Raw genomic sequence first — 21,394 nt, forward strand, 5'->3', positions numbered from 1 at the left:
GCCAAGGCGCTTAGTTTCGGCTAAGTGCCTTTTTTCAGTCAAGCATAATGACTTTGTTTTCGTGAATTAACTCTGATACATAGCGTTTTTCTAAATGCCACGGATGACGCTTCCAGCCCTGAAAACCAAAACCTGCTATATGCACTTTTGAAAACAATTTAAGGTAGTGAACAATCGCTAAAGTTCCTGAACTTGGGCAATATGGCTTATGTATTGTTGGCCCTAACGTTAATAGATACTCAAGGACTGATTGGCGAAATTGCTGGGTTAACCTTTCTTGCTGTAATCCTTTGCCATATCGATTAAACAAAGCGTCACCATGGTCAAGCCGGCTTTGACGGCGGATCAGTTTGAATATGTGCTGCATAAGTAAATTTGGCGCAGGATCAGTGACGACAACTTTACTTATCCCTTCAAGCGGCATCACAAGCGGATCAGTAAGTAAGCTTTGCGCCTGCCTTCCTCGGCCCAGTAGCCATAGATCAGTGCATCGCTTACCTAGGTGCGTAGGCATTGCTGCACAGCGGTTAAAACGAACGACACGAGGGCAACAATCAATCAGCTTAGCAAGCTCGGTATTTATTGGGCCATTACCTATAATAATTATCTCTGGCTGCTCATTCATGATGCAGAAACTCCGTTTCAATCCTTAAAACAGTATTATTTCACCCAACCTTTGTGACCTAATAATGACAGCTCATAATAATTCTAACGAATGTGAAAAGCGCTTATGCGCAACAAGTAAATTATTACCGACTTGAGATTGGGCACTATAGCCAAGAAGCTGTAACACCTGCTTTAACAGTGCTTGATGCTGCTGTTGTTTTGAATGGTTTACTACTTCTAATACCTCCAGCATGGCCAGTGCATAGCTAGAGCCTGATTGGAGTGATTGCCAAATACGCGTTTGTATTTCAATAACTTGATAAATTGAAGTTTTATAAGTATTAATCTGCAAGCTTAATAGATAGTTTTCTAATGGATTCATTGTAGCGCCCTTTTAAAAACGCCACTTTAAAAGCTCAAGTTAAGTTGAGGTAAAGTGTTTTTTTATTAGTTTTTACTCCACTTATTCATTATTTCTTTAAATAATTTAGCATCCTTGTCTTCACAAGGTCTGGGCGAACCGCTTGGCACTCCAGATTTACCAAACACTGAATTAAAATCGATGCCATAACACATACCATTTAGCACCTCGATGCGCTTGCTGCCATCACCACTCTGCCAAACGACTTTTGCCTTATCTGATACTGTTAATTGCACAGGTACAGATATCCTGCCTACAGAAGAATTACTATTTGCGGCGTTCACCTGACCAAATAGCGATGCATTAGAAGAGTCATTTTCAAACTTAAGTTCTGGAATTGGCGCATACGGGTTGAGCTTTTTAAAGGGTACTTCGGTTATTTTTGAGTGTTCAGGTGCCTGATCAGGCTTTGCGACCTCAGTTGTCACTTCTTGGGATTCACTAACTGAGTATTCAACAACCTTAGCATCTCTTTTCTGCTTAGGACTGCTATGAGGGGTTTCCTCTCTTAGCGGCAAAGCCTTCGCTTCATCAACTATTTCTGGCGGCTGATCCGATAAAGGTTTGTCTTGAGTCTTCTGCAAACTAGGTAGCTTTGTTAAATCGACACTCACATACGCGTTGATTACCTTGGGCGGTTCAGCGACTGCGGGAAGTTTCACAGACTTTCCATATCGAGCAAATAACAATAAAAGCATAGCATGTAGCGTAATCGAGATGATCCATGCTTTGTAATTCCCTTTTAACACCCAAGCGCCTCGCTTTTTATTTTTAAGAGTGTCAGATGAGTGAAATAGTTCATCAGAAAATGGCGGTAAGCGGTATTTTAAAAACAAAAAGCCCCAGCAGATGCCGGGGCTTTTTAGTAAGGAAACTTAATTAAAAATTAAGCTTTCTTTGGACGCTCAACAACGTCTACTAAAGTCCAAGACTTAGTCTTAGAAATAGGAGCGCACTCAGAAATAGTAACTACGTCACCAGTTTGAGCTGTGTTGTTTTCGTCATGTACGTGTAGTTTAGTCGTACGTTTGATGAATTTTCCATATACTGGATGCTTCACGTAACGTGCGATAGCAACAGTGAAAGATTTATCCATCTTGTCGCTGATTACACGGCCTTGAAGAGTACGGATTTTATCGCTCATTATTGACCTGCCTTCTGGTTAATAACTGTTTTTACACGCGCGATATCGCGACGTACTGTTCTTAGCGTGTGTGTCTGAGCTAACTGACCAGTGCTTGCTTGCATGCGCAGGTTGAACTGCTCACGAAGAAGTCCTAGAAGTTCAGCATTTAGCTCTTCTACGCTTTTGTCTTTTAGTTCGCTAGCTTTCATTACATCACCGTCCGAGTTACGAAAGTTGTTGTGAATGGTAATTTACGCGCTGCAAGGTTAAATGCTTCACGAGCAAGCTCTTCAGAAACACCTTCCATTTCGTAAAGTACTTTACCAGGTTGAATTTCAGCAACCCAATATTCAACAGAACCTTTACCTTTACCCATACGAACTTCTAATGGTTTGTTCGTAATTGGCTTATCTGGGAATACACGAATCCAGATTTTACCTTGACGCTTTACGTGACGTGTCATAGCACGACGAGCTGCTTCGATTTGACGAGCAGTCATACGGCCACGGCCAGTAGCTTTCAAACCGAAAGTACCGAAGCTTACTTTGTTACCGTTTTGCGCTAAACCGCGGTTGCGGCCTTTGTGCATTTTACGGAATTTTGTACGTTTTGGCTGTAACATTACTCGCTACCTCTACTTAGCACTTTTTTTGGCTTTCTTTGGCGCGCGTTTAGCTGGCTTCTCTTGCTCTTGTACTAGTGGTAAACCACCAATAACTTCGCCTTTGAAGATCCAAACTTTAACACCAATGATACCATAAGTGGTTAAGGCTTCAGAAGTTGCGTAGTCGATATCAGCACGAAGAGTATGTAGAGGTACACGACCTTCACGATACCATTCTGAACGTGCGATCTCAGCACCGCCAAGACGACCGCTAACTTCAACTTTGATACCCTTTGCACCAATGCGCATTGCATTTTGTACCGAACGCTTCATAGCGCGACGGAACATAACACGACGCTCTAGCTGTGACGCAATACCGTCAGCTACTAGTTGTGCATCAAGTTCAGGCTTACGAACTTCAGCGATATTAATCTGAGCCGGAACACCTGCAATCTTAGTTACTGCTTGACGTAGTTTTTCAACGTCTTCGCCTTTTTTACCGATAACAACACCAGGACGAGCTGTGTGAATTGTTACACGGATAGATTTAGCTGGACGCTCGATAACGATTTTAGACACAGAAGCCGCTTTTAATTCCTTAGTAAGGAAAGTACGTACTTTGTGATCGCCAAAAAGCTGATCAGAGAAATCTTTTGAATTCGCGTACCAGGTAGAAACCCAAGGTTTAGAGATACCTAGGCGAATACCAGTAGGATGAACTTTTTGTCCCATTACTTATACTCCTAGCTATCTGAAACCACAACAGTGATGTGGCTTGTACGCTTAAGGATGCGGTCTGCGCGTCCTTTAGCACGTGGCATAATACGCTTCATTGTTGGACCATCGTCCACAAAGATCGTAGTTACACGAAGCTCATCAATGTCAGCACCTTCGTTATGCTCTGCGTTAGCAATAGCAGACTCAAGTACTTTTTTAACTAATACAGCCGCTTTTTTAGGGCTGTACGCCAGGATTTCTAGAGCGCGATCAACCGGAAGTCCGCGGATCTGATCTGCAACTAGACGTGCTTTTTGCGCCGAACCAGAGGCGAATTTATGTTTAGCTAATGCTTGCATTTATCATTCCCCTCTTAACGTTTCTTCGCTTTCTTATCCGCAGCGTGACCGCGGTAAGTACGAGTTGGTGCAAATTCACCTAGTTTGTGACCGATCATTTCGTCTGTGATGAACACAGGAACGTGCTGACGACCATTATGGACAGCGATGGTCAATCCGATCATGTTAGGTATGATCATTGAACGACGGCTCCAAGTTTTAATTGGCTTCTTGTCACCGCTTTCCAACGCTTTCTCTACCTTCTTCAGCAAGTGTAGGTCAATAAAAGGACCTTTCTTGAGAGAACGTGGCATGGCTATTCCTCAACTATTATTTAGTACGACGACGTACGATAAATTTATCAGTACGCTTGTTCTTACGTGTCTTAGCACCTTTAGTCGGTTTACCCCATGGAGACACAGGATGACGACCACCAGATGTACGACCTTCACCACCACCGTGCGGGTGATCTACCGGGTTCATGGCAACACCACGAACTGTCGGACGGATACCACGCCAGCGATTTGCACCAGCTTTACCTAGTGAACGAAGCATATGCTCAGCATTGCCTACTTCACCAAGTGTTGCGCGACAGTCAGCTGGAACTTTACGAACTTCGCCAGAACGAAGACGTAGAGTTACGTATTGACCTTCACGAGCAAGGATTTGAACGTATGCACCAGCAGAACGTGCGATTTGCGCGCCTTTACCTGGTTTTAATTCTACGTTGTGAACAGTCGAACCTACAGGCATGTTACGCATTGGTAACGTGTTACCAGCTTTGATTGGTGCATCAATACCAGATTGGATTGAATCACCAGCTTTTAAGCCTTTAGGTGCAATAATGTAACGACGCTCACCGTCTGCATATAATACAAGAGCGATGTTTGCGCTACGGTTTGGATCATACTCTAGACGCTCAACAACAGCTGGAATGCCATCTTTAGTGCGTTTAAAGTCGATTACACGGTAATGATGCTTATGACCACCACCGATGTGACGAACCGTGATACGACCTTTGTTATTACGACCACCAGACTTAGAGTTTTTCTCTAGTAGTGGTGCGTAAGGTTTACCCTTATGTAGATCTGGGTTAACCACTTTAACCAGGTGACGACGACCCGCAGAAGTTGGTTTACACTTTTGAAGTGCCATAATTCTAACTCCCCTTATTACTCGGCGCCGCCGACAAAGTCTAGCTCGCTACCTTCTTTAAGAGTAACGTAAGCTTTCTTCCAGTCTGAACGACGACCGAAACGCATGCCAGTACGTTTTGTTTTACCCTTAACGTTTAGTGTGCGAACACCAGTTACTTCTACTTCAAAAAGCTTTTCTGCTGCAGCTTTGATTTCAGCTTTAGTTGCATCAGAAGCTACTTTGAAAACAATCGTGTTGTTCTCTTCAGCAGCGATAGTGCTTTTCTCAGAGATGTGTGGAGCAAGGATCACTTTTAAAAGACGTTCTTCACGGATCATGCTAGCGCCTCCTCAAGTTGCTTAACAGCAGCAGCTGTAATAAGTACCTTATCGAAAGCGATTAGGCTTACAGGATCGATACCAGCTACATCACGCGTGTCAACCTTGTATAGGTTACGTGCCGATAAGAAAAGATTCTCATCTACTTCTTCAGTCACGATTAGAACATCTTTAAGCTCAAGTTCTTTAAGCTTAGCAACTAGTTCTTTAGTTTTTGGTGCTTCAAGACCAAACTGCTCAACAACGATTAAACGCTCTTGACGAACTAATTCAGATAAGATGCTTTTGATCGCACCGCGGTACATTTTACGGTTTACTTTTTGGCTGTGATCTTGTGGTTTAGCTGCGAAGCTAACGCCACCTGAACGCCAAATTGGGCTACGAATTGTACCAGCACGTGCACGGCCAGTACCTTTTTGAGACCATGGTTTTTTACCACCACCGCTAACTTCAGAACGTGTCTTCTGAGCACGAGTACCTTGACGAGCACCTGCTGCGTAAGCAACAACTACTTGGTGTACTAATGCTTCGTTAAACTCACGTCCAAAAGTAGCTTCAGAAACTTCAAGAGCGCCAGAAGCGTCTTTAATTGCTAATTCCATCACTAAATCTCCAGGACTTATGCTTTAACAGCTGGTTTAACGATAACGTCACCGCCGATAGCGCCAGGTACTGCACCTTTAACTAAAAGCAAGTTACGCTCAGCGTCAACGCGAACTAGTTCTAAGTTTTGAGTCGTTACACGCTCAGCACCCATGTGACCGGCCATTTTCTTACCTTTAAACACCTTACCAGGTGATTGGTTTTGACCGATTGAACCAGGAGCACGGTGAGATAGAGAGTTACCGTGAGTAGCGTCTTGCATGCTGAAGTTCCAGCGCTTAACACCACCTTGGAAACCTTTACCTTTAGAAGTACCGGTTACGTCAACTTTGTTGATTTCGTTGAATAATTCAACAGTAAGCTCAGCGCCTACTTCAAAATCGCCTTCACCACCATTTAGGCGGAATTCCCACAGACCGCGACCCGCTTCAACACCAGCTTTAGCGAAGTGACCCGCTGCTGCTTTGTTTACACGGCTTGCTTTTTTAGTGCCTGCGGTTACTTGAAGCGCGTTATAACCGTCAGTTGCTTCAGATTTGATCTGAGCAATGCGGTTAGGTGTCGCTTCGATAACTGTCACAGGGATAGATACACCATCTTCAGTGAAGATACGTGTCATACCCACTTTACGACCGACTAGACCTAATGCCATTTTCCTAAAACCTCTCTAATCTTCCGATTAACCCAGGCTGATTTGAACATCAACACCAGCAGCAAGATCTAAACGCATAAGAGCGTCAACAGTCTTGTCAGTTGGTTCTACGATGTCGATCAGACGTTTATGGGTGCGGATTTCGTACTGATCACGCGCGTCTTTGTTAACGTGCGGTGAAGTTAGTACAGTAAAACGTTCAAAGCGTGTAGGTAGTGGGATTGGACCACGTACTTGTGCGCCAGTGCGTTTCGCAGTTTCCACGATTTCCGCCGTTGATTGGTCAATCAAACGGTGGTCAAAAGCTTTTAGGCGAATACGAATGCGTTGATTTGACATTCTTAAACCTCAATATAAAGAGCATTTAAAAAGAGCATAAAAAAACGACCGAAACAATCTTAATAACTAAGATGTCGGCTGCTTTCTTATATCTACGTTGAATTCCAAATCGGAATTCCTGTTTATTAGCTTGAAATCCAAGCTTAATCTTTCCTTCCAAGTTCCCGAGGGAATTTTGAAAGCCTGCGTATTATAGATAGATTGGTGATAAATGCAACAACTATTTTGAAAATCTCAAAGGTCTAAATTAAATTTTGTTTAATTTTCGAACTTTATCAATAACATTAGCGTCTTTAAATTATACTTGTGCGAGTAAAGAGGCTAGAAAATCGCTTTTAAATGGTCAGTCCAGTTAATAATTGTTATTCTATGCCGCTTATTTTTGACCACACTCGGTCTATTTAATATCTACTAATAACTTTGGTGAGTTGATGCGTATCATTAATCGTTGTTTAAATTTCATTTCTGCCGGTATGAACCGCTTGTTTGTAAAAAGTAAGGTGCTGCCAGAAAATCCGATTGAACAATACAATCTAAACCCAGCCAACCCTACTTTCTACATTGTTAGGCTAAATGCACGCTCTGATTTAGCAGCACTGGCGCGGGTATGTAAAAAATACGGCTTACCTAATCCGACCGAAGAGCAGTTATTAGGTAATGCAGAACTTGATCGCTTTATCGGTATTCAAAACCCACCACCGCTATTTGGTAATAAAAGCAAACCAAGCAATGCCCTGCAGCAAGGCAAACAAATTATTGACCACCTGATGCAATCAGGTGAGAAAAACGTCCAAGTGATCCCGGTGACGATTTTATGGGGCCGAAATCCGGGTAAAGAAAAGCCAGGTTTAGGTACTTTGGTGTCTCATTCATTAACACCCAGCTGGTTTCGTAAGTTCTTTGTGTTGCTATTTTCTGGGCGCGATAACTTTATTCGCTTTAGTCAGCCACTAGATTTATCTTTATTGGTCAATGAAAAAGCAGAGGTTGATGAACTACCACATAAGCTTTTACGAGTAGCCCGCGTGCACTTTCGTCGCCAAAAATTGGCAGCGACAGGCCCGAAAATGCCATCACGTGAGCAGCTATTTAATTCGCTACTTGCCTCACCAACAATAAAAAAAGCAATTCAAATAGAAGCGAAAGAAAAAAACATCAGCCAAGAGCAAGCTCGCCAAAATGCGCTAAAGCTACTTGATGAGATTGCCGCCAATTATAGCGATGCCACCATTCGTGTTGCAGACCGTATTTTAACGTGGCTGTGGAATAAGCTTTATAACGGGATTGATATTAAGTTTTCTGAACAGGTACATGAGCTTACAGATAAAGGCCACGAGATTATCTATATGCCATGTCACCGTTCGCATATGGATTACTTATTGCTGACCTATTCTATTTACCACTTAGGCTTAGTTCCGCCGCATATCGCTGCCGGTATCAACTTAAATTTCTTCCCGGCAGGGGGAATTTTCCGTCGCAGTGGTGCTTTCTTTATTCGCCGATCATTCGCGGGCAATAAATTGTATTCGTCAGTATTTAAAGAGTACCTGAGCCAGTTATTTATCAAAGGCTATTCAGTAAAGTTTTACACTGAAGGTGGTCGTAGCCGTACTGGTCGCTTATTACCGCCAAAAACAGGTATGCTCGCCATGACATTACAAGCCATGTTACGTGGCATAGACCGCCCTATTTCAATTGTGCCTGTATACATTGGTTATGAGCACGTAATGGAAATTAATACTTACTTAAAAGAGCTTGCCGGTAACGATAAAAAAGGTGAGTCGGTATTAGGTATCTTTAAGGCAATTAAAAACCTTAAAAACTATGGTCGTGGTTATTTAAACTTTGGCGACCCTATATCGATAAACCAATATCTCAATGATCAACAACCTGATTGGCGAGAGTCGATTCACCCAACTGATGTTCAGAAACCACAATGGCTTGGACCACAAGTCGCTAACCTCGCTGATAAGGTAATGGTTAATATTAATAGCGCCGCTGCACTCAATGCAGTGAATCTACTTGCGATGATATTACTGGTAAATGATAAACACGCGCTAAGTAAACCTAAGCTGATTGCTCAGCTTGAGTTTTATTTACATTTACAACGTAGCGCAAGCTACAGCGAAAAGGTGACCACGCCAGACGAAAGCGCCGAGCAGCTATTAGAGCATGCACTTAAACTTAATAAGTTTGATGTGATCAGTGACGAGTTTGGCGAAATTATCGCAATTAACGATAAAGAAAAAACACTGTTCAACTACTACCGTAATAACGTGTTGCACTTATTTGCAGTACCGAGCTTATTGGCGCTGCATTTATTCAAAGCACATCAAACTACCATGGCTGATTGCCAAGCCTTAATTGCACGTTTTTACCCACTGTTTGCCAAAGAGTGGTTCTTACACGAGCTAGATGAAAACTACATTACTCGCGTACTTGCAAGCTTCGTTGATCAAGACCTGATTGAAATTGATGGCGATAATATCAAGATCACTAACAGCAACGACTGCTTAGCGAAACTCGAAATGCTCGGTCGTGCCCTAAGTTTAACACTACAACGCTACGCTATCGTGGTTGGCTTTATTCAAACTAGCAGTGGTATTGAGCGTGAAGAACTTGAACACGAAAGCCAAGTGTTAGCTGAGCGCTTAGGTACCTTGCACGGCATTAAAACCCCTGAGTTCTTCGACAAAAAAGTACTTATTGGTTTTATTTCAAGCTTGCGAGAGCAAAAGCTAATTACCGAAACAGAGCAAGGCTTAACGGGTAGCAATGAACTGTGTGAGGTGTATTTATACCTTAAAGCATTGCTGCCAGCACGGGTCTGGCAGTCAATTGACGATATAGTGCAAAGCCAAGCTCAGCACACAAAAGATTAACGCTGACGCATGACCCCTTCTTGGATCGTTGAGGCAACTAAATTGCCTTGACGGTCAAAGAACTGACCTCGCACCAAACCACGACCAGAGCTCGCACTTGGGCTATCAATCGAATATAAAATCCAATCGTCTAGTCTAAACGGGCGGTGAAACCACATCGCATGGTCAATCGTCGCAACCTGCATATTCGGCTGCATAAACGATACGCCGTGCGGCTGTAATGCAGTTGGTAAAAATTCAAAGTCAGATGCGTACGCAAGTAAGTAATTATGAATGCGCTGATCGTCAGGCATCTCACCATTAGCTTTAAACCAAATATGCTTAACTGGCTCCATCACTTGTGGTTTGAATGGGTTATGAAAGGTCACAGGACGCATTTCAATTGGCACTTCACGGATGAACTTATTTCGAATTGGTTCAGGAATAAGCTCTGCATTTGCTTGGTAAAATTCAAGCGATGACTTTAATTCTTCAGGCTGTGGTACATCAGGCATCTGCGCTTGATGTGATAAGCCCTCTTCTTCACCTTGGAAAGAAGCGGTCATGTAAAAAATCGGCTTACCATATTGAATTGCTTTTACACGGCGAGTACTAAAACTTTTACCATCACGGATATTTTCTACATCATAGACAATCGGCTTTGCAGCATCACCAGGGCGCAAAAAGTAAGAGTGTAAAGAGTGAACAATACGCCCTTGTGGTAATGTTTCTTTTGCGGCAGATAGAGCTTGGCCCATTACTTGGCCACCGAATACAGCTCTAAATCCTAAATCTTGGCTTTGCCCGCGATACAAGCCTTGCTCAATCTCTTCTAACGACATTAATGACAGTAGGTCATCTAATACTTGGCTCATTTATTTATCCTCAATCCCGACAAGCGTTTAATGATACTATAGACTAATTGGAAGTAAATCTTTGTAAGAGCACCTCATTATGGCTTATTGGCTTTTTAAAACCGAACCCGATGCATTTTCAATTGATGATCTAAAAAACGCACCTGAGCAAACCTCTATGTGGGATGGCGTGCGTAATTATCAAGCCCGCAACTTTCTTCGCGATGGTATCAAGCACGGTGACTTGGTAATGATTTATCATTCAAGTTGTAAACAGGTGGGTGTTGCAGGTATCGCTACGGTGACTCGCGAAGCTTATGCCGACCCAACACAGTTTGATTTAAATAGCGATTACTACGATGCTAAAGCAACTGCTGATAACCCGCGCTGGTTTGTGGTCGATGTGCAATATCAAGCACACCTTAAAAAGCTAGTTAGCCTGCAGGCGATTAAAGCCAATGAGTCAATTACCGAAATCGCTCTTAAAAAAGGCGGCCGTTTGTCAGTAATGCCTGTAACTGAACATGACTGGCAACAGATCATCGCAATGAGCGAGGGCTAAGCATATAAAGTAGCGGCCATTTTTAATGAGCTGCTATTTTTGCTATAATTTCGCCCCTTTATTTTAGAGGTACTAAGGGGGATGTATGAAATTACTGTATTGGTTAGAGGAATGGACCAACCTCCCACGCGATGAGCAACAAAGCCTTGTACCTATGACTGGCGGTGATTTGCTCGGCGATGTTTATGTAAAATACCATATCATTGATGCCAATAAGCCCCTGCTAATTACCTTCTCTCCTGCTGGAACAAATTATCAAGAACATGATATTAATGATGATTTTTCGCCTTGGGCTTATAAGCTCGCGAAAAAGCAAGATGTGAATATTATCGCCTTTCAACATTTAGGCATTAGCAACTGGTTTAGGCACCGCAATCTGTTGTTTTTCATTGAGCAGCTAGCACCACTGATTGGCGGATTCAAAGAGCGGTTAGGTTATGGTTTGAGCCGAGGAGGCTTTGCCGTTGGCGCCTTTGCCAATCTATTAAAGCTTGATAAAGTTTTACTCTTTCACCCTGTTAGCACAAAAAACAAAGAAAAAGCACCATGGGATGACCGTTCAAGCACTGACATCGCGCAAAAATTCGATTGGAACGGTGACTACCACGATTTAGATTTAGGCCATGCAAAGGGTTATATTATTTACGACCCAACTAATCGTATCGACCGAGCTCATGCTAAACGTTACCCACAACTCACCCACTTACGCGTGTTTGGTATGGGCCATAGTGTTCATGCAACATATTTAAATAAGTTTGGCTTTTATAAAGATGTTGCTGTTGATTTTATAAGCCACCAGCAAGTTGATATCGCCCAATTCCGCCAGCAAACCAAAACGCTACGCTTTAAAGAAGACTATTATCGTCGCCTAAATAAGGCAAACAAGAGTTCGCCACATCGTTTAGCCTTACTAAGCACCGCGCATACAATTTTAGCTGAAGAAAAAGCCGAGCACATGCAAGAGCAAAAAGATGCGATTGATGTGCAACCGCTGATTGATGTTGCAATCAAACATCAAGATGAGCACCCAAACGATGCAATTAAGGTCTTAGAAGTGGCTCAGCAACTCTCACCCGATGATCCTGTGATAGACCATAAACTAAAACAGTTGAAGTGATACAGCAGCTGTAAGTTTAGAAGCATTAGCAGTAAGCGGCAAAAATCCAACTTATGAATCAAATAAGCTCTGTTAAAAAGCCTCCTTTTCGATAAGCTTAAAGCTTCCAGCTATCCCCTCCCATACCTATCATCAAATCGCTCGATGTCAGTTTCATCAAGTATCGCTCCGGTTTGTACTTCGATAACGATTAGTGGCGTGTATTGTTGATTAGCAAGGCTGTGTAGCTGCTTAGCCGCGATGTAACAAGATTGGTCGGCGGATAATTCAAATTCATCATCACCTACTCGCACGCTTGCCACTCCAAATACGACGACCCAATGTTCTGCACGGTGCTGATGGCGTTGAGTTGAGAGCTTTGCGCCGCTGTTTACGATTATTTTCTTTACTTTAAAGCCAGTGCTTTCAATTAAAGTTCGATAGTTGCCCCAAGGTCTGAATACGGCTTGATGGTGGGTTAGTTTATCGCTATCAACAACAGCAAGCTGTTTAAGTAAATCAGGGAGCTTATCGAGCGCACTTTTGTCTGCCACTAAGGTGGCATCATGAGTATGTATAATTGCTTGATTACTCACGCCGAGCGCCGCAATAGTGTGATCAGCCTCGCTGATCAGTAGATTATTTTCGCTATCTAAACTCACCCCTTGTGAGGCTAAATAGTTGCCATGATGGTCTTTTTCTGCGATTTTCGATAATGCAGAAAAGCTGCCAACATCGCTCCAATTTAAGTCAACAGGTATAACAGCAACGTTAGCGCTACGCTCCAAAATAGCATAATCAATAGAATCACTTGGGCATGCTGTGAGCGCACCCGCAACAGGCCGTTGAAACCCTAAATCTGCGGTGAAGCTAGCCGCTTTTGCGACACTGTCAGCAATCTTTGGCGCAAAACGATTAAGCTCACTCAAGTACACATCTGGCAAAAATAAAAACATGCCGCTATTCCAGCCATACTCACCACTGGCAAGGTATTTTTCGGCTAATTGCAGAGCTGGTTTTTCTTTGAAGTCAGCCACCTTAAAACAGCCTTTATGAGCTAACTGTTCACCTTGGCGAATATAACCATAGCCGGTATGTGGCTCAGTGGGAGTAATGGCAAAGGTTACTAATTGTTGTTGCTGACAAAGCGCTATCGCATTATCTAAGCAGGCAATAAGTTTATCAAAATTACTGATATGATGATCAGCAGGCATCACCAACAAGGGATCAGTTAGACCATTTTGCAGTGCAAATTCAGCGGCTAGGGCAATCGCGGGGGCGGTATTTTTACCTTCAGGTTCAAGCAATAAAGTATAGCTATCTGTGATTTCTGCAATTTGCGCTTTAGCGATAAAGCGATGCTCTTCATTGCACACTAGAATTGGCGCATTAAATCGTGAGTCAGCCACTCGTAAAAGCGTGCTCTGTAACAGTGATTTTTCGCTAAGCAAAGACAAAAACTGCTTAGGCATCGCTTTACGCGACAAAGGCCATAAACGAGAACCTATGCCACCAGCAAGAATAACGGGGGTGATTTTGCGACTCATGATTGCTTAAAGTAAATAATCCAACCATGAGTTTAACAAATTTTTGAGTATGCGGCTTCGAGCAATTACAGTAACTGAAATTGATCAGCATCTAAGTGAGCAGGAAACGCTCTTCGAAAGTCATCAAGCGGTGATTTTTCTAAGCGCTGAATAATGATACCCGATTGGCCATCTTCGAGCTTAGCCAAGGTGTCACCTTTAAAATCATAAACGGCAGTACCACCACTGTGGGCAACATTATTACCATCAGCACCAATGCGATTGACACCCACGACATAACACAGGTTTTCCATTGCGCGTGCTTTTAGCAGGGTATCCCAGACATGGCGACGTGCCGCCGGCCAATTAGCTACGTTGATCATCACATCGTAGTCGTTGCAATTACGCTGAAATACAGGAAAGCGTAAGTCGTAACACACTTGCGGCAAAATGCGAAAATCATTGATAGCGAATATCTCGCGATGCTCGCCTGCTGCGACGAAATTGCCTTCGTTACCTAAACAGAATAAATGGCGTTTGTCGTAATACTTCACTTCGCCATTTGGCCAAACCCAATAAAAGCGATTAGCCTTTTTGTCGCCTTTTGCAACTAAAACAGAGCCTGCAACCACAGCATTTTTTTGCTTAGCTGTGGCTTTTAACCAGCTAAGTACCTCGCCTTGTTCTGGTTCGCTGCAATCTAGATTAATCGCAAAACCAGTGGCAAATGTTTCTGGCAAGACAATTAAATCAACTTGCTCGTTTAAACTGTTAAGCTGCTCAGTAAAGTGCGCAAGGTTAGCGCTTTTATCAAGCCAATGCAGTGATGACTGCACTAAAGCTAAGGTTAAAGTTGGCATAAAATCTCCGCGGCACATTTTAATGTGTCATCATTTTTAGCAAAACATAAACGAATCACTTTATCGCTGCTTGCACTATTATAAAACACACTGAGTGGTACAGCTGCAACCCCCGCTTGCTCGACCAACCAATGGCAAAACTCAACATCATCAAGATCAGACACATCACTGTAATCGAGTAGTAAAAAGTAGGTACCTTCACTTGGTAATATTTTAAAACGGCTTTGCGCTAGTGCTTCGCTGAGCAAGTCGCGTTTTTGTTGATAAAAACAACTTAGCTCATCAACATGCTCAGGCTCTAACTCAAGCATATCGGCTAATGCATGCTGGGCAGGCGTAAAACTTGAAAAGGTCACATATTGGTGAATTTTACGAAACTCCACCATCAGCTGAGCGGGTGCAACACAATAACCCATCTTCCAGCCGGTGCTGTGAAAGGTTTTACCAAAGCTTGAGATCACAAAACTGCGTGCAAATAACTCAGGGTCAGTCAGCGCACTTAAATGCAAAGCACCATCAAAGGTAATGTGCTCATACACTTCATCACTAATTACATATAAATCATGCTTAGTAACAAGCGCTTTAAGGGCATTTATATCTTCTGCTTTAAAAATTTTACCGCTTGGGTTATGTGGCGTGTTGATGATGATGACACGTGTTTTGTCTGTGATGACATCGGCTACGGCTTGCCAATCGATTTTGTAGTCTGGCGCATGCAAAGCAACGTGAACTGAACGACCGCCTGCAAGTTCAATTGCCGGCTGGTAAGAGTCATAAGCGGGGTCAAACACCACCACTTCGTCACCCTCTTTGACAAGTGCTTGAATTGCTACGAATAATGCCTCTGTTGCCCCTGAGGTGACGGTAATTTGTTGCTCGTAATTTATGTTGTTATGGTATTTTCTAGCAATCAAAGCTGCTATTTGCTGTTGTAGCTTTGCAACCCCACTTGAAGGCGCATATTGATTTGCTCCCTCAAGTACATAATGATTGAGCTGTTTTTTTAGTAATTCTGGTGCATCAAATTCAGGAAAACCCTGAGATAAATTAAGCGCTTGGTGCTTATTTGCTAGAGCGGTCATTTGACTAAAAATACTGGTGCCTAAATTCGGCAATTTACTTTCAAACACAGAGGTTCCTTAAAGATGGTTTTGCGCCCGAAGCGATGCTATCATTGCTTAAAACAGATGTATAGCCGTCTAAATAACTTTTAGAATGTCGAGGAATATATGCATAACAATACCGCTATTTCAGAACTAATTGAAGCTGGTAAATGGGTAAGCCAACGTGGCTGGGTCCCTGCTACTGGTGGTAACTTTTCAGCCCGCACTGCAAGCGGTTATGTCGTCACAGCAAGTGGTTTCGATAAAGGTCAACTCGGCACTCATGCGTTTATTGAATTTGACCATGAAGGTAATCGCACTAAAGGCTCTGGTAATCCATCAGCTGAAACTGAGCTACATTTGAATATGTATAAGCTTATCCCGTCAGCTAAATTTGTTTTGCACACTCATTCTGTTGCGGCAACCGTGTTATCTCGTGTGATCAAAGGCCACGCTATCAATTTGCATGGCTACGAAATGCAAAAATCTTTAAGCGGTATCAAATCGCACTTAGATACCTTAACTATTCCCATTTTTGATAATGACCAAGACATTGACCGTTTAAGCTTACTAGTCAGTGATCATCACCTTCACACCCCTATTGAGCATGCCGTATTAATTCGTGGCCATGGTTTATATGTCGTTGGTCGAGATATCAAAGAAGTACTTCGTCATTTAGAAGGGTTAGAGTTTCTATTTAGCTGTGAGCTTGAGCGCCTAAAACTAGAAGGTATTCAAGCTGGAGTTCAGCCATGATCAAAGCAATTTTAACTGATATTGAAGGCACTATTACCCGCATCTCATTTGTTAAAGACGTATTATTTCCTTACGCGGCAGGGCAATTACCTGAGTTTGTAAAATCACATCAAACAGACCCAGAAGTTGCAGCCCAAATTGAGGCCGTTAAAGCACACATTGAACAACCCGAAGCCGATATCGACACGGTTATTAGTCATTTAATTCATTGGATTGAAACTGATCAAAAAATTACCCCACTCAAGCAGTTGCAAGGCTTAATTTGGCAAACGGGCTACGAAAGTGGTGATTTTACTGGCCACCTTTACCCTGACGCTTATGACTTTTTACAAGCCCAAAAACATGCTGGTAAAAGTTTATATGTCTACTCATCAGGCTCAGTAAAAGCCCAGCACCTGATTTTTGAGTTTTCTGATTATGGTGATGTTAGACCTTTATTTAGTGATTACTTCGACACTAAAGTTGGCGCAAAACAACAGCAGAGCTCTTATGAAAATATTATTGCCGAGCTGCCATTTGACGCTGCCGAAGTATTGTTTTTAAGCGATGTGGTGGCAGAGCTTGATGCTGCCAAAGCTGCAGGCCTTGGCACTTTACACCTTGTTCGCGATGGACAAGCAGTAAGCGACGCTCACCCATACATTAACGATTTCACAGCATTTAGTGCGGAGCTTTTAGCATGAGCCAATTAACTATTTTTAATGATAACAACGCAAACAACATACTGTTTCATAGTGAAGACTTAAGCGCGATTGCCAGTGAGCTGAATGCGGTTGGCGTTCGCTTTGAGCAATGGCAAGCAACAGCACAGATTGACCAAGATACCAGCCATGACGCTATTTTAACTGCCTATGCTAACGATATAGAGCGCCTTAAGGCTGAAGGGGGTTATCAAACAGTGGACGTTATTTCGCTTGCTAAGGGAAGTCCAAATGCCAGCGAACTACGCAGTAAGTTCTTATTTGAACATACACATAGCGAAGATGAAGTTCGTTTTTTTGTGAAAGGCCAAGGTTTATTCTGCTTACACTTAGGCGACAAAGTGTATCAAGTGCTTTGCCAACAAGGCGACCTAATTTCAGTACCAGAACTCACACCACATTGGTTTGATATGGGCAGCGACCCTGAATTCACAGCAATTCGCTTATTCAATAATACCGAAGGTTGGGTCGCTAAAAGCACTGAGTCAACTATTGCTACCAACTTCCCGCTGCTGGATTAACATGGAAAAGCTATTCTCGTACGGTACCTTACAGTACCCGCAGGTTCAGCTTGATACCTTTGGGCGTTTGCTCGAAGGTCAACCTGCTACGCTAACTGGGTATGTCATTGGTGAAGTCGAGATCACCGACGAAGCCGTGCTTAAAAGTAATGGTCAACGTTTTCACCCGGCGTTAATCAAAACAGGCAAACAAAGTGATATTGTTAATGGCACTATTTATTTAATCACTAAACGTGAGCTCAATCAGGCTGATGCTTACGAAGTAGATGATTATCAACGAATCGCAGAAACATTCCAATGTAACAACCAAGCTTGGCTATATGTTGCAAAAAACAGCCTTTAATTTACAAATATAAAACAAAAAGACCCAAATCAAGAACAAAAGCTGTTATTATCTTCCCTATCAAAATTAATATTTTTTAGTTAAAGGACTAAACATGGGGTCGGCATTTTCACCCTTACGCGATACCGTTATTTATGTGGGTGAGTGGCAATTTAACACTCAGCAGCAAACCATCAGCGATGGCACTCATAAGCGTGAACTAGAACCTTTATTGTTTAAATTGCTGTGTTTCTTTATTGAGCATAATGATCGCATTATCACTCGCCAAGAGCTGGTTGAGAATATTTGGCAACAAAGTTTTGTTGATGACAATGCTATTAACCGTGCCATCTCTGAACTAAGAAAAACTCTCAAATCAGAAAAGCAGCCCGGGCAAACTATTAAAACCCATTACCGCAAAGGTTATAGCCTATTTATTAAAGTTAAGCCTCTTGAGCCCACCCCCATTTCAGACCCACAAATAACAGAAGATAAAAACACAGAACATAAAGAAGCTGAAACTCCAGTTAATACAACTCCCCTTAACGTGCAAAAAGCGCATTCTTCACGCTGGCCATGGTCTTTTGCGGCCTTAGCGCTTGGTTTATTGATTGCGGCTATTTGGTTGTTCTTACAGCAACCTAAAGTAAATGATGAAGCACAAAACGAAGCGCCATTTTTAGACCTGCAAGCCGAAACGATTTCATGGCATAAGGGCACTCACTATCAATTATTGCTAAATCACGACAAAACGCAGCTTGCCTATGTGCTGCAAAATGACAATCAGCATATTTATGTTGTCGACTTAACGACAAAAAAAGAGTACTCAATTACATCTGGCGCTGTCTTTTTACAGGGCTGGTCTGAAGATGGCGAGCGGCTATTTTATAGTTCATGTGAAAACAGTGACTTCAATGATTGTAGTGCTTGGCAAGCAAGCAATTTGCTATCAAATGAAGTATTACTAAAGCCAGTTACAAATCAATCTATATTAAATATCACACCAGATCAGTACATTGAAATTGGTAATACGGCAATTACAAGACGTAATAATTACCGTGGCTTAACTCACCTATCTGCTCTGTATGCGCAAGACTTAAAGACCGGTGAAGAAATTCGCATTACATCACCTAATATTACTGGCACTGGCGATTATATTTTAACAACACTTAAAAACCCCAACCGTGTTATTTTTGAACGCCACAATGTTGGCCAAGCAGAAATTTATATAGCGAATTTAGACGGTAGCTCACTCAAACTTTTAACCACCAACGAATACCGAGCTTGGGCTGCAACTTATGATAAACAAACTAACTCGCTTGTTTGGTATAACCGCGGTAAATTAACTATTGAATCATTTTCATTTGATACCATGAGTCGGGGACAAGCCATTAAAGCCCCAGTAAAACGAGCAAATTACGCTTACCCTCTTAATAAACAAAGTGTACTGATCAGCACTGATTTACACGACAGTGATGCGGCTATATTTGACATAAAATCAAAACAAATGAGCTATATTGCCACAGCTAATAAGCATGAAGGTGATTTGGTCGCCCTAACTAATAATGATGTCTACTTCGCTGATCTTGAATACTATAAACGACAGCACTGGCTCAGAAAAAACAACCAATATATAGATATAACCGACAAAATTGGTGAAGATACCACCATTATTTCTGCAAATAACGACAGCAGTCAGCTGGTGAGTTTTAATAAAAGCAATCAAAAGCTAAGCTTATTAAATGCCAATGACTTTTCAGAAGTTAAACACTGGACACTACCAGGAAACAGCAAACTAGCAGCAGTCAGAGGTAATAAAATTGCAGTAATCTTTACCGAGCTTAGTAACCAGCAAAACCAACTAATGATTTTGCACACCAACAGCGATCAGGTTGTCAAAAGCACCATCGACACCCCATTGGCAATTGCTTGGTATGATGATAATCAGCTAATCGTCCATTCTAAATACGGAAAATATTTGCTTTTAGATAGTGACAGCAATACTTATAGTGAGCTGATAACTCCTGACAAACTAATAGAGCTAAAGCCTTCAATTATCACTATGACAAGCAACCATCACAGCTTATATATTGCCACAAATAATGAAATTTATAGTATTGACTTGGCAAACATACAAAATGTTGATCTAGCAATGAAAATGCGGCCCTTACACTATATAACGCATATCAATGCGAGTAATGACAAGCTGGCGATTTCGTTACTAACCGCAAATAGTCAAAATAGCATTGAGCTCTACACTAAAAAAAGTGCTGAGTAATTTTCTATTTTAATTGCTTTAGAATACCTTGCTCGATATCGGATTGGTTATAAACGCCGCTATCGAGCACCCAGCCTGTGACTAGGCTAGCCGGTGTAACATCAAATGCCGGGTTATAAACCTTCGCGTTAGCTGGTGCCCATATTGCTTCGCCAAAACTGCCACTAACACCGCGCACTTCATTAGGGCTGCGTTGCTCAATTTCGATATTCGCACCACACGCCGTTTGTGTATCAAGTGTCGTAAGTGGCGCAACGACATAAAATGGAATGTTATGGAAATGCGCTAACACAGCAAGGTTATATGTACCTACCTTATTAGCAAAGTCACCGTTTGCAGCAATACGGTCAGCACCAACAAAGATTTTATCAACTTTGCCCGCAGCCATTAAACTCGCCGCCATGTTATCGCAAATCAAGGTATAAGGAATTTGCCAGCGCTCAAGCTCAAAAGCCGTTAAACGACCACCTTGCAGTAGCGGTCTCGTTTCATCAACCCAAACATGAATATCACCGTGGCGTTGCTGCGCTTTATGAATAACCCCTAATGCAGTACCGACACCCGCAGTCGCTAACGCACCGGTATTACAGTGCGTTAAAATGTTATCACCTTTATCAACCAAGGCAGCACCACGTTCTGCCATGCTATCGCAAAGGGCAATATCTTCTTTAAATAACTGCTCAGCAGTAGAGACAACAGCTGCAACATAATCAGTCTCTACAAGCGCTACGCGTAACTTGGCCATGCAGTGCATAAGGTTAACGGCGGTTGGGCGTGTTGCTTCTAGTTCATCTATAGCAACCGCAAGTGCTGATTGACTCATGCCCTGCTCGGCTAGGTGTGCAACCAACAAGCTAGCACCTAAGCCGATTAAAGGCGCTCCCCGGATTTTCAAAGTCAGAATCAAATCTTTCATCGTTTCAACATCGTTACATACATGCCAATGCTGTTGATGTGGCAACAAATACTGATCAAGCACGGTTAGCGTACCTTGCTGATATTTAATACTGCTGGCGATGAGATCTTGCATACTGAATCCGAATAACTAATGAATAACTAATTTATGTGAATAG

General features: G+C 42.4%; 27 protein-coding genes. 8 read left to right on the forward strand and 19 right to left on the reverse strand.

Annotation, left to right across the window (positions count from 1 at the left end):
• Positions 1–34: 34 nt before the first annotated feature.
• From IRQ78_RS13040 to rpsJ, 14 genes are all read right to left on the reverse strand, one after another.
• Positions 35–625 carry a hypothetical protein gene (locus IRQ78_RS13040; protein ID WP_194442449.1) on the reverse strand — a complete coding sequence of 197 codons (591 nt, stop codon included), beginning with the start codon at positions 623–625 and terminating at the stop codon, positions 35–37.
• Positions 626–697: 72 nt separating this feature from the next.
• The gene (locus IRQ78_RS13045) at positions 698–988 is read right to left on the reverse strand and encodes a hypothetical protein (RefSeq protein WP_054552374.1); all 291 of its coding nucleotides are present in this window, start codon (positions 986–988) and stop codon (positions 698–700) included.
• A gap of 65 nt (positions 989–1,053) precedes the next feature.
• Complete coding sequence (locus IRQ78_RS13050; RefSeq protein ID WP_194442450.1) at positions 1,054–1,863, reverse strand: hypothetical protein; 810 nt, start codon at positions 1,861–1,863, stop codon at positions 1,054–1,056.
• 50 nt (positions 1,864–1,913) lie between these two features.
• Positions 1,914–2,171, reverse strand: coding sequence for a 30S ribosomal protein S17 (rpsQ, locus tag IRQ78_RS13055; protein ID WP_054552372.1), 258 nt, complete (start codon positions 2,169–2,171; stop codon positions 1,914–1,916).
• Complete coding sequence (gene rpmC / locus IRQ78_RS13060) at positions 2,171–2,362, reverse strand: 50S ribosomal protein L29 (protein WP_054552371.1); 192 nt, start codon at positions 2,360–2,362, stop codon at positions 2,171–2,173. The genes rpsQ and rpmC overlap by 1 nt, the downstream gene beginning before the upstream one ends.
• The gene (gene rplP, locus IRQ78_RS13065; RefSeq protein WP_036974208.1) at positions 2,362–2,775 is read right to left on the reverse strand and encodes a 50S ribosomal protein L16; all 414 of its coding nucleotides are present in this window, start codon (positions 2,773–2,775) and stop codon (positions 2,362–2,364) included. The genes rpmC and rplP overlap by 1 nt, the downstream gene beginning before the upstream one ends.
• Before the next feature lie 12 nt (positions 2,776–2,787).
• A complete protein-coding gene (gene rpsC, locus IRQ78_RS13070; RefSeq protein WP_054552370.1) occupies positions 2,788–3,489 on the reverse strand; it encodes a 30S ribosomal protein S3 in 702 nt (233 codons plus the stop codon).
• 11 nt (positions 3,490–3,500) lie between these two features.
• Positions 3,501–3,833 carry a 50S ribosomal protein L22 gene (gene rplV, locus IRQ78_RS13075; RefSeq protein WP_004588690.1) on the reverse strand — a complete coding sequence of 111 codons (333 nt, stop codon included), beginning with the start codon at positions 3,831–3,833 and terminating at the stop codon, positions 3,501–3,503.
• A gap of 14 nt (positions 3,834–3,847) precedes the next feature.
• Positions 3,848–4,126 carry a 30S ribosomal protein S19 gene (gene rpsS, locus IRQ78_RS13080; protein WP_010376377.1) on the reverse strand — a complete coding sequence of 93 codons (279 nt, stop codon included), beginning with the start codon at positions 4,124–4,126 and terminating at the stop codon, positions 3,848–3,850.
• 16 nt (positions 4,127–4,142) lie between these two features.
• Positions 4,143–4,967: a 50S ribosomal protein L2 gene (gene rplB / locus IRQ78_RS13085; RefSeq protein ID WP_054552369.1), complete on the reverse strand. Its 825-nt coding sequence runs from the start codon at positions 4,965–4,967 to the stop codon at positions 4,143–4,145.
• 17 nt (positions 4,968–4,984) lie between these two features.
• Positions 4,985–5,287 carry a 50S ribosomal protein L23 gene (rplW, locus tag IRQ78_RS13090; protein ID WP_054552368.1) on the reverse strand — a complete coding sequence of 101 codons (303 nt, stop codon included), beginning with the start codon at positions 5,285–5,287 and terminating at the stop codon, positions 4,985–4,987.
• Entirely contained in the window at positions 5,284–5,889 is a 606-nt protein-coding gene (gene rplD / locus IRQ78_RS13095; RefSeq protein WP_062568199.1) for a 50S ribosomal protein L4, read from the reverse strand. Before rplD ends, rplW begins: the two co-directional genes overlap by 4 nt.
• A gap of 17 nt (positions 5,890–5,906) precedes the next feature.
• Entirely contained in the window at positions 5,907–6,542 is a 636-nt protein-coding gene (gene rplC, locus IRQ78_RS13100; RefSeq protein ID WP_036974218.1) for a 50S ribosomal protein L3, read from the reverse strand.
• A 27-nt stretch (positions 6,543–6,569) separates the two neighbouring features.
• Positions 6,570–6,881, reverse strand: coding sequence for a 30S ribosomal protein S10 (gene rpsJ, locus IRQ78_RS13105; protein WP_002957900.1), 312 nt, complete (start codon positions 6,879–6,881; stop codon positions 6,570–6,572).
• Positions 6,882–7,312: 431 nt separating this feature from the next.
• Between rpsJ and plsB the strand changes: the two genes are divergently transcribed.
• Complete coding sequence (gene plsB / locus IRQ78_RS13110) at positions 7,313–9,763, forward strand: glycerol-3-phosphate 1-O-acyltransferase PlsB (RefSeq protein WP_058583715.1); 2,451 nt, start codon at positions 7,313–7,315, stop codon at positions 9,761–9,763.
• Here plsB and tesB read toward each other — a convergent pair.
• Positions 9,760–10,617 carry an acyl-CoA thioesterase II gene (gene tesB, locus IRQ78_RS13115; RefSeq protein ID WP_054552365.1) on the reverse strand — a complete coding sequence of 286 codons (858 nt, stop codon included), beginning with the start codon at positions 10,615–10,617 and terminating at the stop codon, positions 9,760–9,762. The two genes, plsB and tesB, sit on opposite strands and share 4 nt — an antisense overlap.
• Before the next feature lie 79 nt (positions 10,618–10,696).
• On the opposite strand from tesB, the gene IRQ78_RS13120 reads away from it, so the two are divergent.
• Both IRQ78_RS13120 and IRQ78_RS13125 read left to right on the forward strand, forming a co-directional pair.
• Complete coding sequence (locus IRQ78_RS13120) at positions 10,697–11,158, forward strand: EVE domain-containing protein (RefSeq protein WP_194442451.1); 462 nt, start codon at positions 10,697–10,699, stop codon at positions 11,156–11,158.
• A gap of 85 nt (positions 11,159–11,243) precedes the next feature.
• Positions 11,244–12,275, forward strand: coding sequence for a hypothetical protein (locus IRQ78_RS13125; RefSeq protein WP_054563925.1), 1,032 nt, complete (start codon positions 11,244–11,246; stop codon positions 12,273–12,275).
• A 110-nt stretch (positions 12,276–12,385) separates the two neighbouring features.
• On the opposite strand, the gene IRQ78_RS13130 is transcribed toward IRQ78_RS13125, so the two are convergent.
• From IRQ78_RS13130 to IRQ78_RS13140, 3 genes are all read right to left on the reverse strand, one after another.
• Positions 12,386–13,801 carry a mannose-1-phosphate guanylyltransferase/mannose-6-phosphate isomerase gene (locus IRQ78_RS13130; RefSeq protein WP_194442452.1) on the reverse strand — a complete coding sequence of 472 codons (1,416 nt, stop codon included), beginning with the start codon at positions 13,799–13,801 and terminating at the stop codon, positions 12,386–12,388.
• Between the two features lie 65 nt (positions 13,802–13,866).
• Positions 13,867–14,640 (reverse strand): amidohydrolase, encoded by a 774-nt coding sequence (locus tag IRQ78_RS13135; RefSeq protein WP_166341186.1) that lies wholly within the window; start codon positions 14,638–14,640, stop codon positions 13,867–13,869.
• The gene (locus IRQ78_RS13140; RefSeq protein ID WP_194442453.1) at positions 14,628–15,770 is read right to left on the reverse strand and encodes a methionine aminotransferase; all 1,143 of its coding nucleotides are present in this window, start codon (positions 15,768–15,770) and stop codon (positions 14,628–14,630) included. Before IRQ78_RS13140 ends, IRQ78_RS13135 begins: the two co-directional genes overlap by 13 nt.
• Positions 15,771–15,869: 99 nt before the next feature.
• Here IRQ78_RS13140 and IRQ78_RS13145 point away from each other — a divergent pair, with 99 nt between their 5' ends.
• The 5 genes from IRQ78_RS13145 (at position 15,870) to IRQ78_RS13165 (ending at position 20,321) form a co-directional block, all read left to right on the forward strand.
• Entirely contained in the window at positions 15,870–16,499 is a 630-nt protein-coding gene (locus IRQ78_RS13145; RefSeq protein ID WP_166341190.1) for a methylthioribulose 1-phosphate dehydratase, read from the forward strand.
• On the forward strand, positions 16,496–17,182 hold the full coding sequence (gene mtnC / locus IRQ78_RS13150; RefSeq protein ID WP_138599072.1) for an acireductone synthase: 687 nt from the start codon (positions 16,496–16,498) through the stop codon (positions 17,180–17,182). The genes IRQ78_RS13145 and mtnC overlap by 4 nt, the downstream gene beginning before the upstream one ends.
• Complete coding sequence (locus IRQ78_RS13155; protein WP_194442454.1) at positions 17,179–17,721, forward strand: 1,2-dihydroxy-3-keto-5-methylthiopentene dioxygenase; 543 nt, start codon at positions 17,179–17,181, stop codon at positions 17,719–17,721. Before mtnC ends, IRQ78_RS13155 begins: the two co-directional genes overlap by 4 nt.
• A 1-nt stretch (position 17,722) precedes the next feature.
• Positions 17,723–18,064 (forward strand): gamma-glutamylcyclotransferase family protein, encoded by a 342-nt coding sequence (locus IRQ78_RS13160; protein ID WP_194442455.1) that lies wholly within the window; start codon positions 17,723–17,725, stop codon positions 18,062–18,064.
• Between the two features lie 94 nt (positions 18,065–18,158).
• Positions 18,159–20,321, forward strand: coding sequence for a winged helix-turn-helix domain-containing protein (locus IRQ78_RS13165; protein WP_138599074.1), 2,163 nt, complete (start codon positions 18,159–18,161; stop codon positions 20,319–20,321).
• Positions 20,322–20,325: 4 nt separating this feature from the next.
• Here IRQ78_RS13165 and mtnA read toward each other — a convergent pair whose 3' ends face one another.
• Complete coding sequence (gene mtnA / locus IRQ78_RS13170; protein WP_194442456.1) at positions 20,326–21,351, reverse strand: S-methyl-5-thioribose-1-phosphate isomerase; 1,026 nt, start codon at positions 21,349–21,351, stop codon at positions 20,326–20,328.
• Between the last annotated feature and the right edge of the window lie 43 nt (positions 21,352–21,394).

The sequence above is a fragment of the Pseudoalteromonas simplex genome, from assembly GCF_015278155.1.
Taxonomy (GTDB): domain Bacteria; phylum Pseudomonadota; class Gammaproteobacteria; order Enterobacterales; family Alteromonadaceae; genus Pseudoalteromonas; species Pseudoalteromonas simplex.

Bases quoted from the DNA above. Each gene is read 5' to 3' on its own strand.
- IRQ78_RS13040 (WP_194442449.1), bottom strand. From the start codon at position 625: ATGAATGAGCAGCCAGAGATAATTATTATAGGTAATGGCCCAATAAAT.
- IRQ78_RS13045 (WP_054552374.1), bottom strand. From the start codon at position 988: ATGAATCCATTAGAAAACTATCTATTAAGCTTGCAGATTAATACTTAT.
- rpsQ (WP_054552372.1), bottom strand. From the start codon at position 2,171: ATGAGCGATAAAATCCGTACTCTTCAAGGCCGTGTAATCAGCGACAAG.
- rpmC (WP_054552371.1), bottom strand. From the start codon at position 2,362: ATGAAAGCTAGCGAACTAAAAGACAAAAGCGTAGAAGAGCTAAATGCT.
- rplP (WP_036974208.1), bottom strand. From the start codon at position 2,775: ATGTTACAGCCAAAACGTACAAAATTCCGTAAAATGCACAAAGGCCGC.
- rpsC (WP_054552370.1), bottom strand. From the start codon at position 3,489: ATGGGACAAAAAGTTCATCCTACTGGTATTCGCCTAGGTATCTCTAAA.
- rplV (WP_004588690.1), bottom strand. From the start codon at position 3,833: ATGCAAGCATTAGCTAAACATAAATTCGCCTCTGGTTCGGCGCAAAAA.
- rpsS (WP_010376377.1), bottom strand. From the start codon at position 4,126: ATGCCACGTTCTCTCAAGAAAGGTCCTTTTATTGACCTACACTTGCTG.
- rplB (WP_054552369.1), bottom strand. From the start codon at position 4,967: ATGGCACTTCAAAAGTGTAAACCAACTTCTGCGGGTCGTCGTCACCTG.
- rplW (WP_054552368.1), bottom strand. From the start codon at position 5,287: ATGATCCGTGAAGAACGTCTTTTAAAAGTGATCCTTGCTCCACACATC.
- rplD (WP_062568199.1), bottom strand. From the start codon at position 5,889: ATGGAATTAGCAATTAAAGACGCTTCTGGCGCTCTTGAAGTTTCTGAA.
- rplC (WP_036974218.1), bottom strand. From the start codon at position 6,542: ATGGCATTAGGTCTAGTCGGTCGTAAAGTGGGTATGACACGTATCTTC.
- rpsJ (WP_002957900.1), bottom strand. From the start codon at position 6,881: ATGTCAAATCAACGCATTCGTATTCGCCTAAAAGCTTTTGACCACCGT.
- plsB (WP_058583715.1), top strand. From the start codon at position 7,313: ATGCGTATCATTAATCGTTGTTTAAATTTCATTTCTGCCGGTATGAAC.
- tesB (WP_054552365.1), bottom strand. From the start codon at position 10,617: ATGAGCCAAGTATTAGATGACCTACTGTCATTAATGTCGTTAGAAGAG.
- IRQ78_RS13120 (WP_194442451.1), top strand. From the start codon at position 10,697: ATGGCTTATTGGCTTTTTAAAACCGAACCCGATGCATTTTCAATTGAT.
- IRQ78_RS13125 (WP_054563925.1), top strand. From the start codon at position 11,244: ATGAAATTACTGTATTGGTTAGAGGAATGGACCAACCTCCCACGCGAT.
- IRQ78_RS13130 (WP_194442452.1), bottom strand. From the start codon at position 13,801: ATGAGTCGCAAAATCACCCCCGTTATTCTTGCTGGTGGCATAGGTTCT.
- IRQ78_RS13135 (WP_166341186.1), bottom strand. From the start codon at position 14,640: ATGCCAACTTTAACCTTAGCTTTAGTGCAGTCATCACTGCATTGGCTT.
- IRQ78_RS13145 (WP_166341190.1), top strand. From the start codon at position 15,870: ATGCATAACAATACCGCTATTTCAGAACTAATTGAAGCTGGTAAATGG.
- mtnC (WP_138599072.1), top strand. From the start codon at position 16,496: ATGATCAAAGCAATTTTAACTGATATTGAAGGCACTATTACCCGCATC.
- IRQ78_RS13155 (WP_194442454.1), top strand. From the start codon at position 17,179: ATGAGCCAATTAACTATTTTTAATGATAACAACGCAAACAACATACTG.
- IRQ78_RS13160 (WP_194442455.1), top strand. From the start codon at position 17,723: ATGGAAAAGCTATTCTCGTACGGTACCTTACAGTACCCGCAGGTTCAG.
- IRQ78_RS13165 (WP_138599074.1), top strand. From the start codon at position 18,159: ATGGGGTCGGCATTTTCACCCTTACGCGATACCGTTATTTATGTGGGT.
- mtnA (WP_194442456.1), bottom strand. From the start codon at position 21,351: ATGCAAGATCTCATCGCCAGCAGTATTAAATATCAGCAAGGTACGCTA.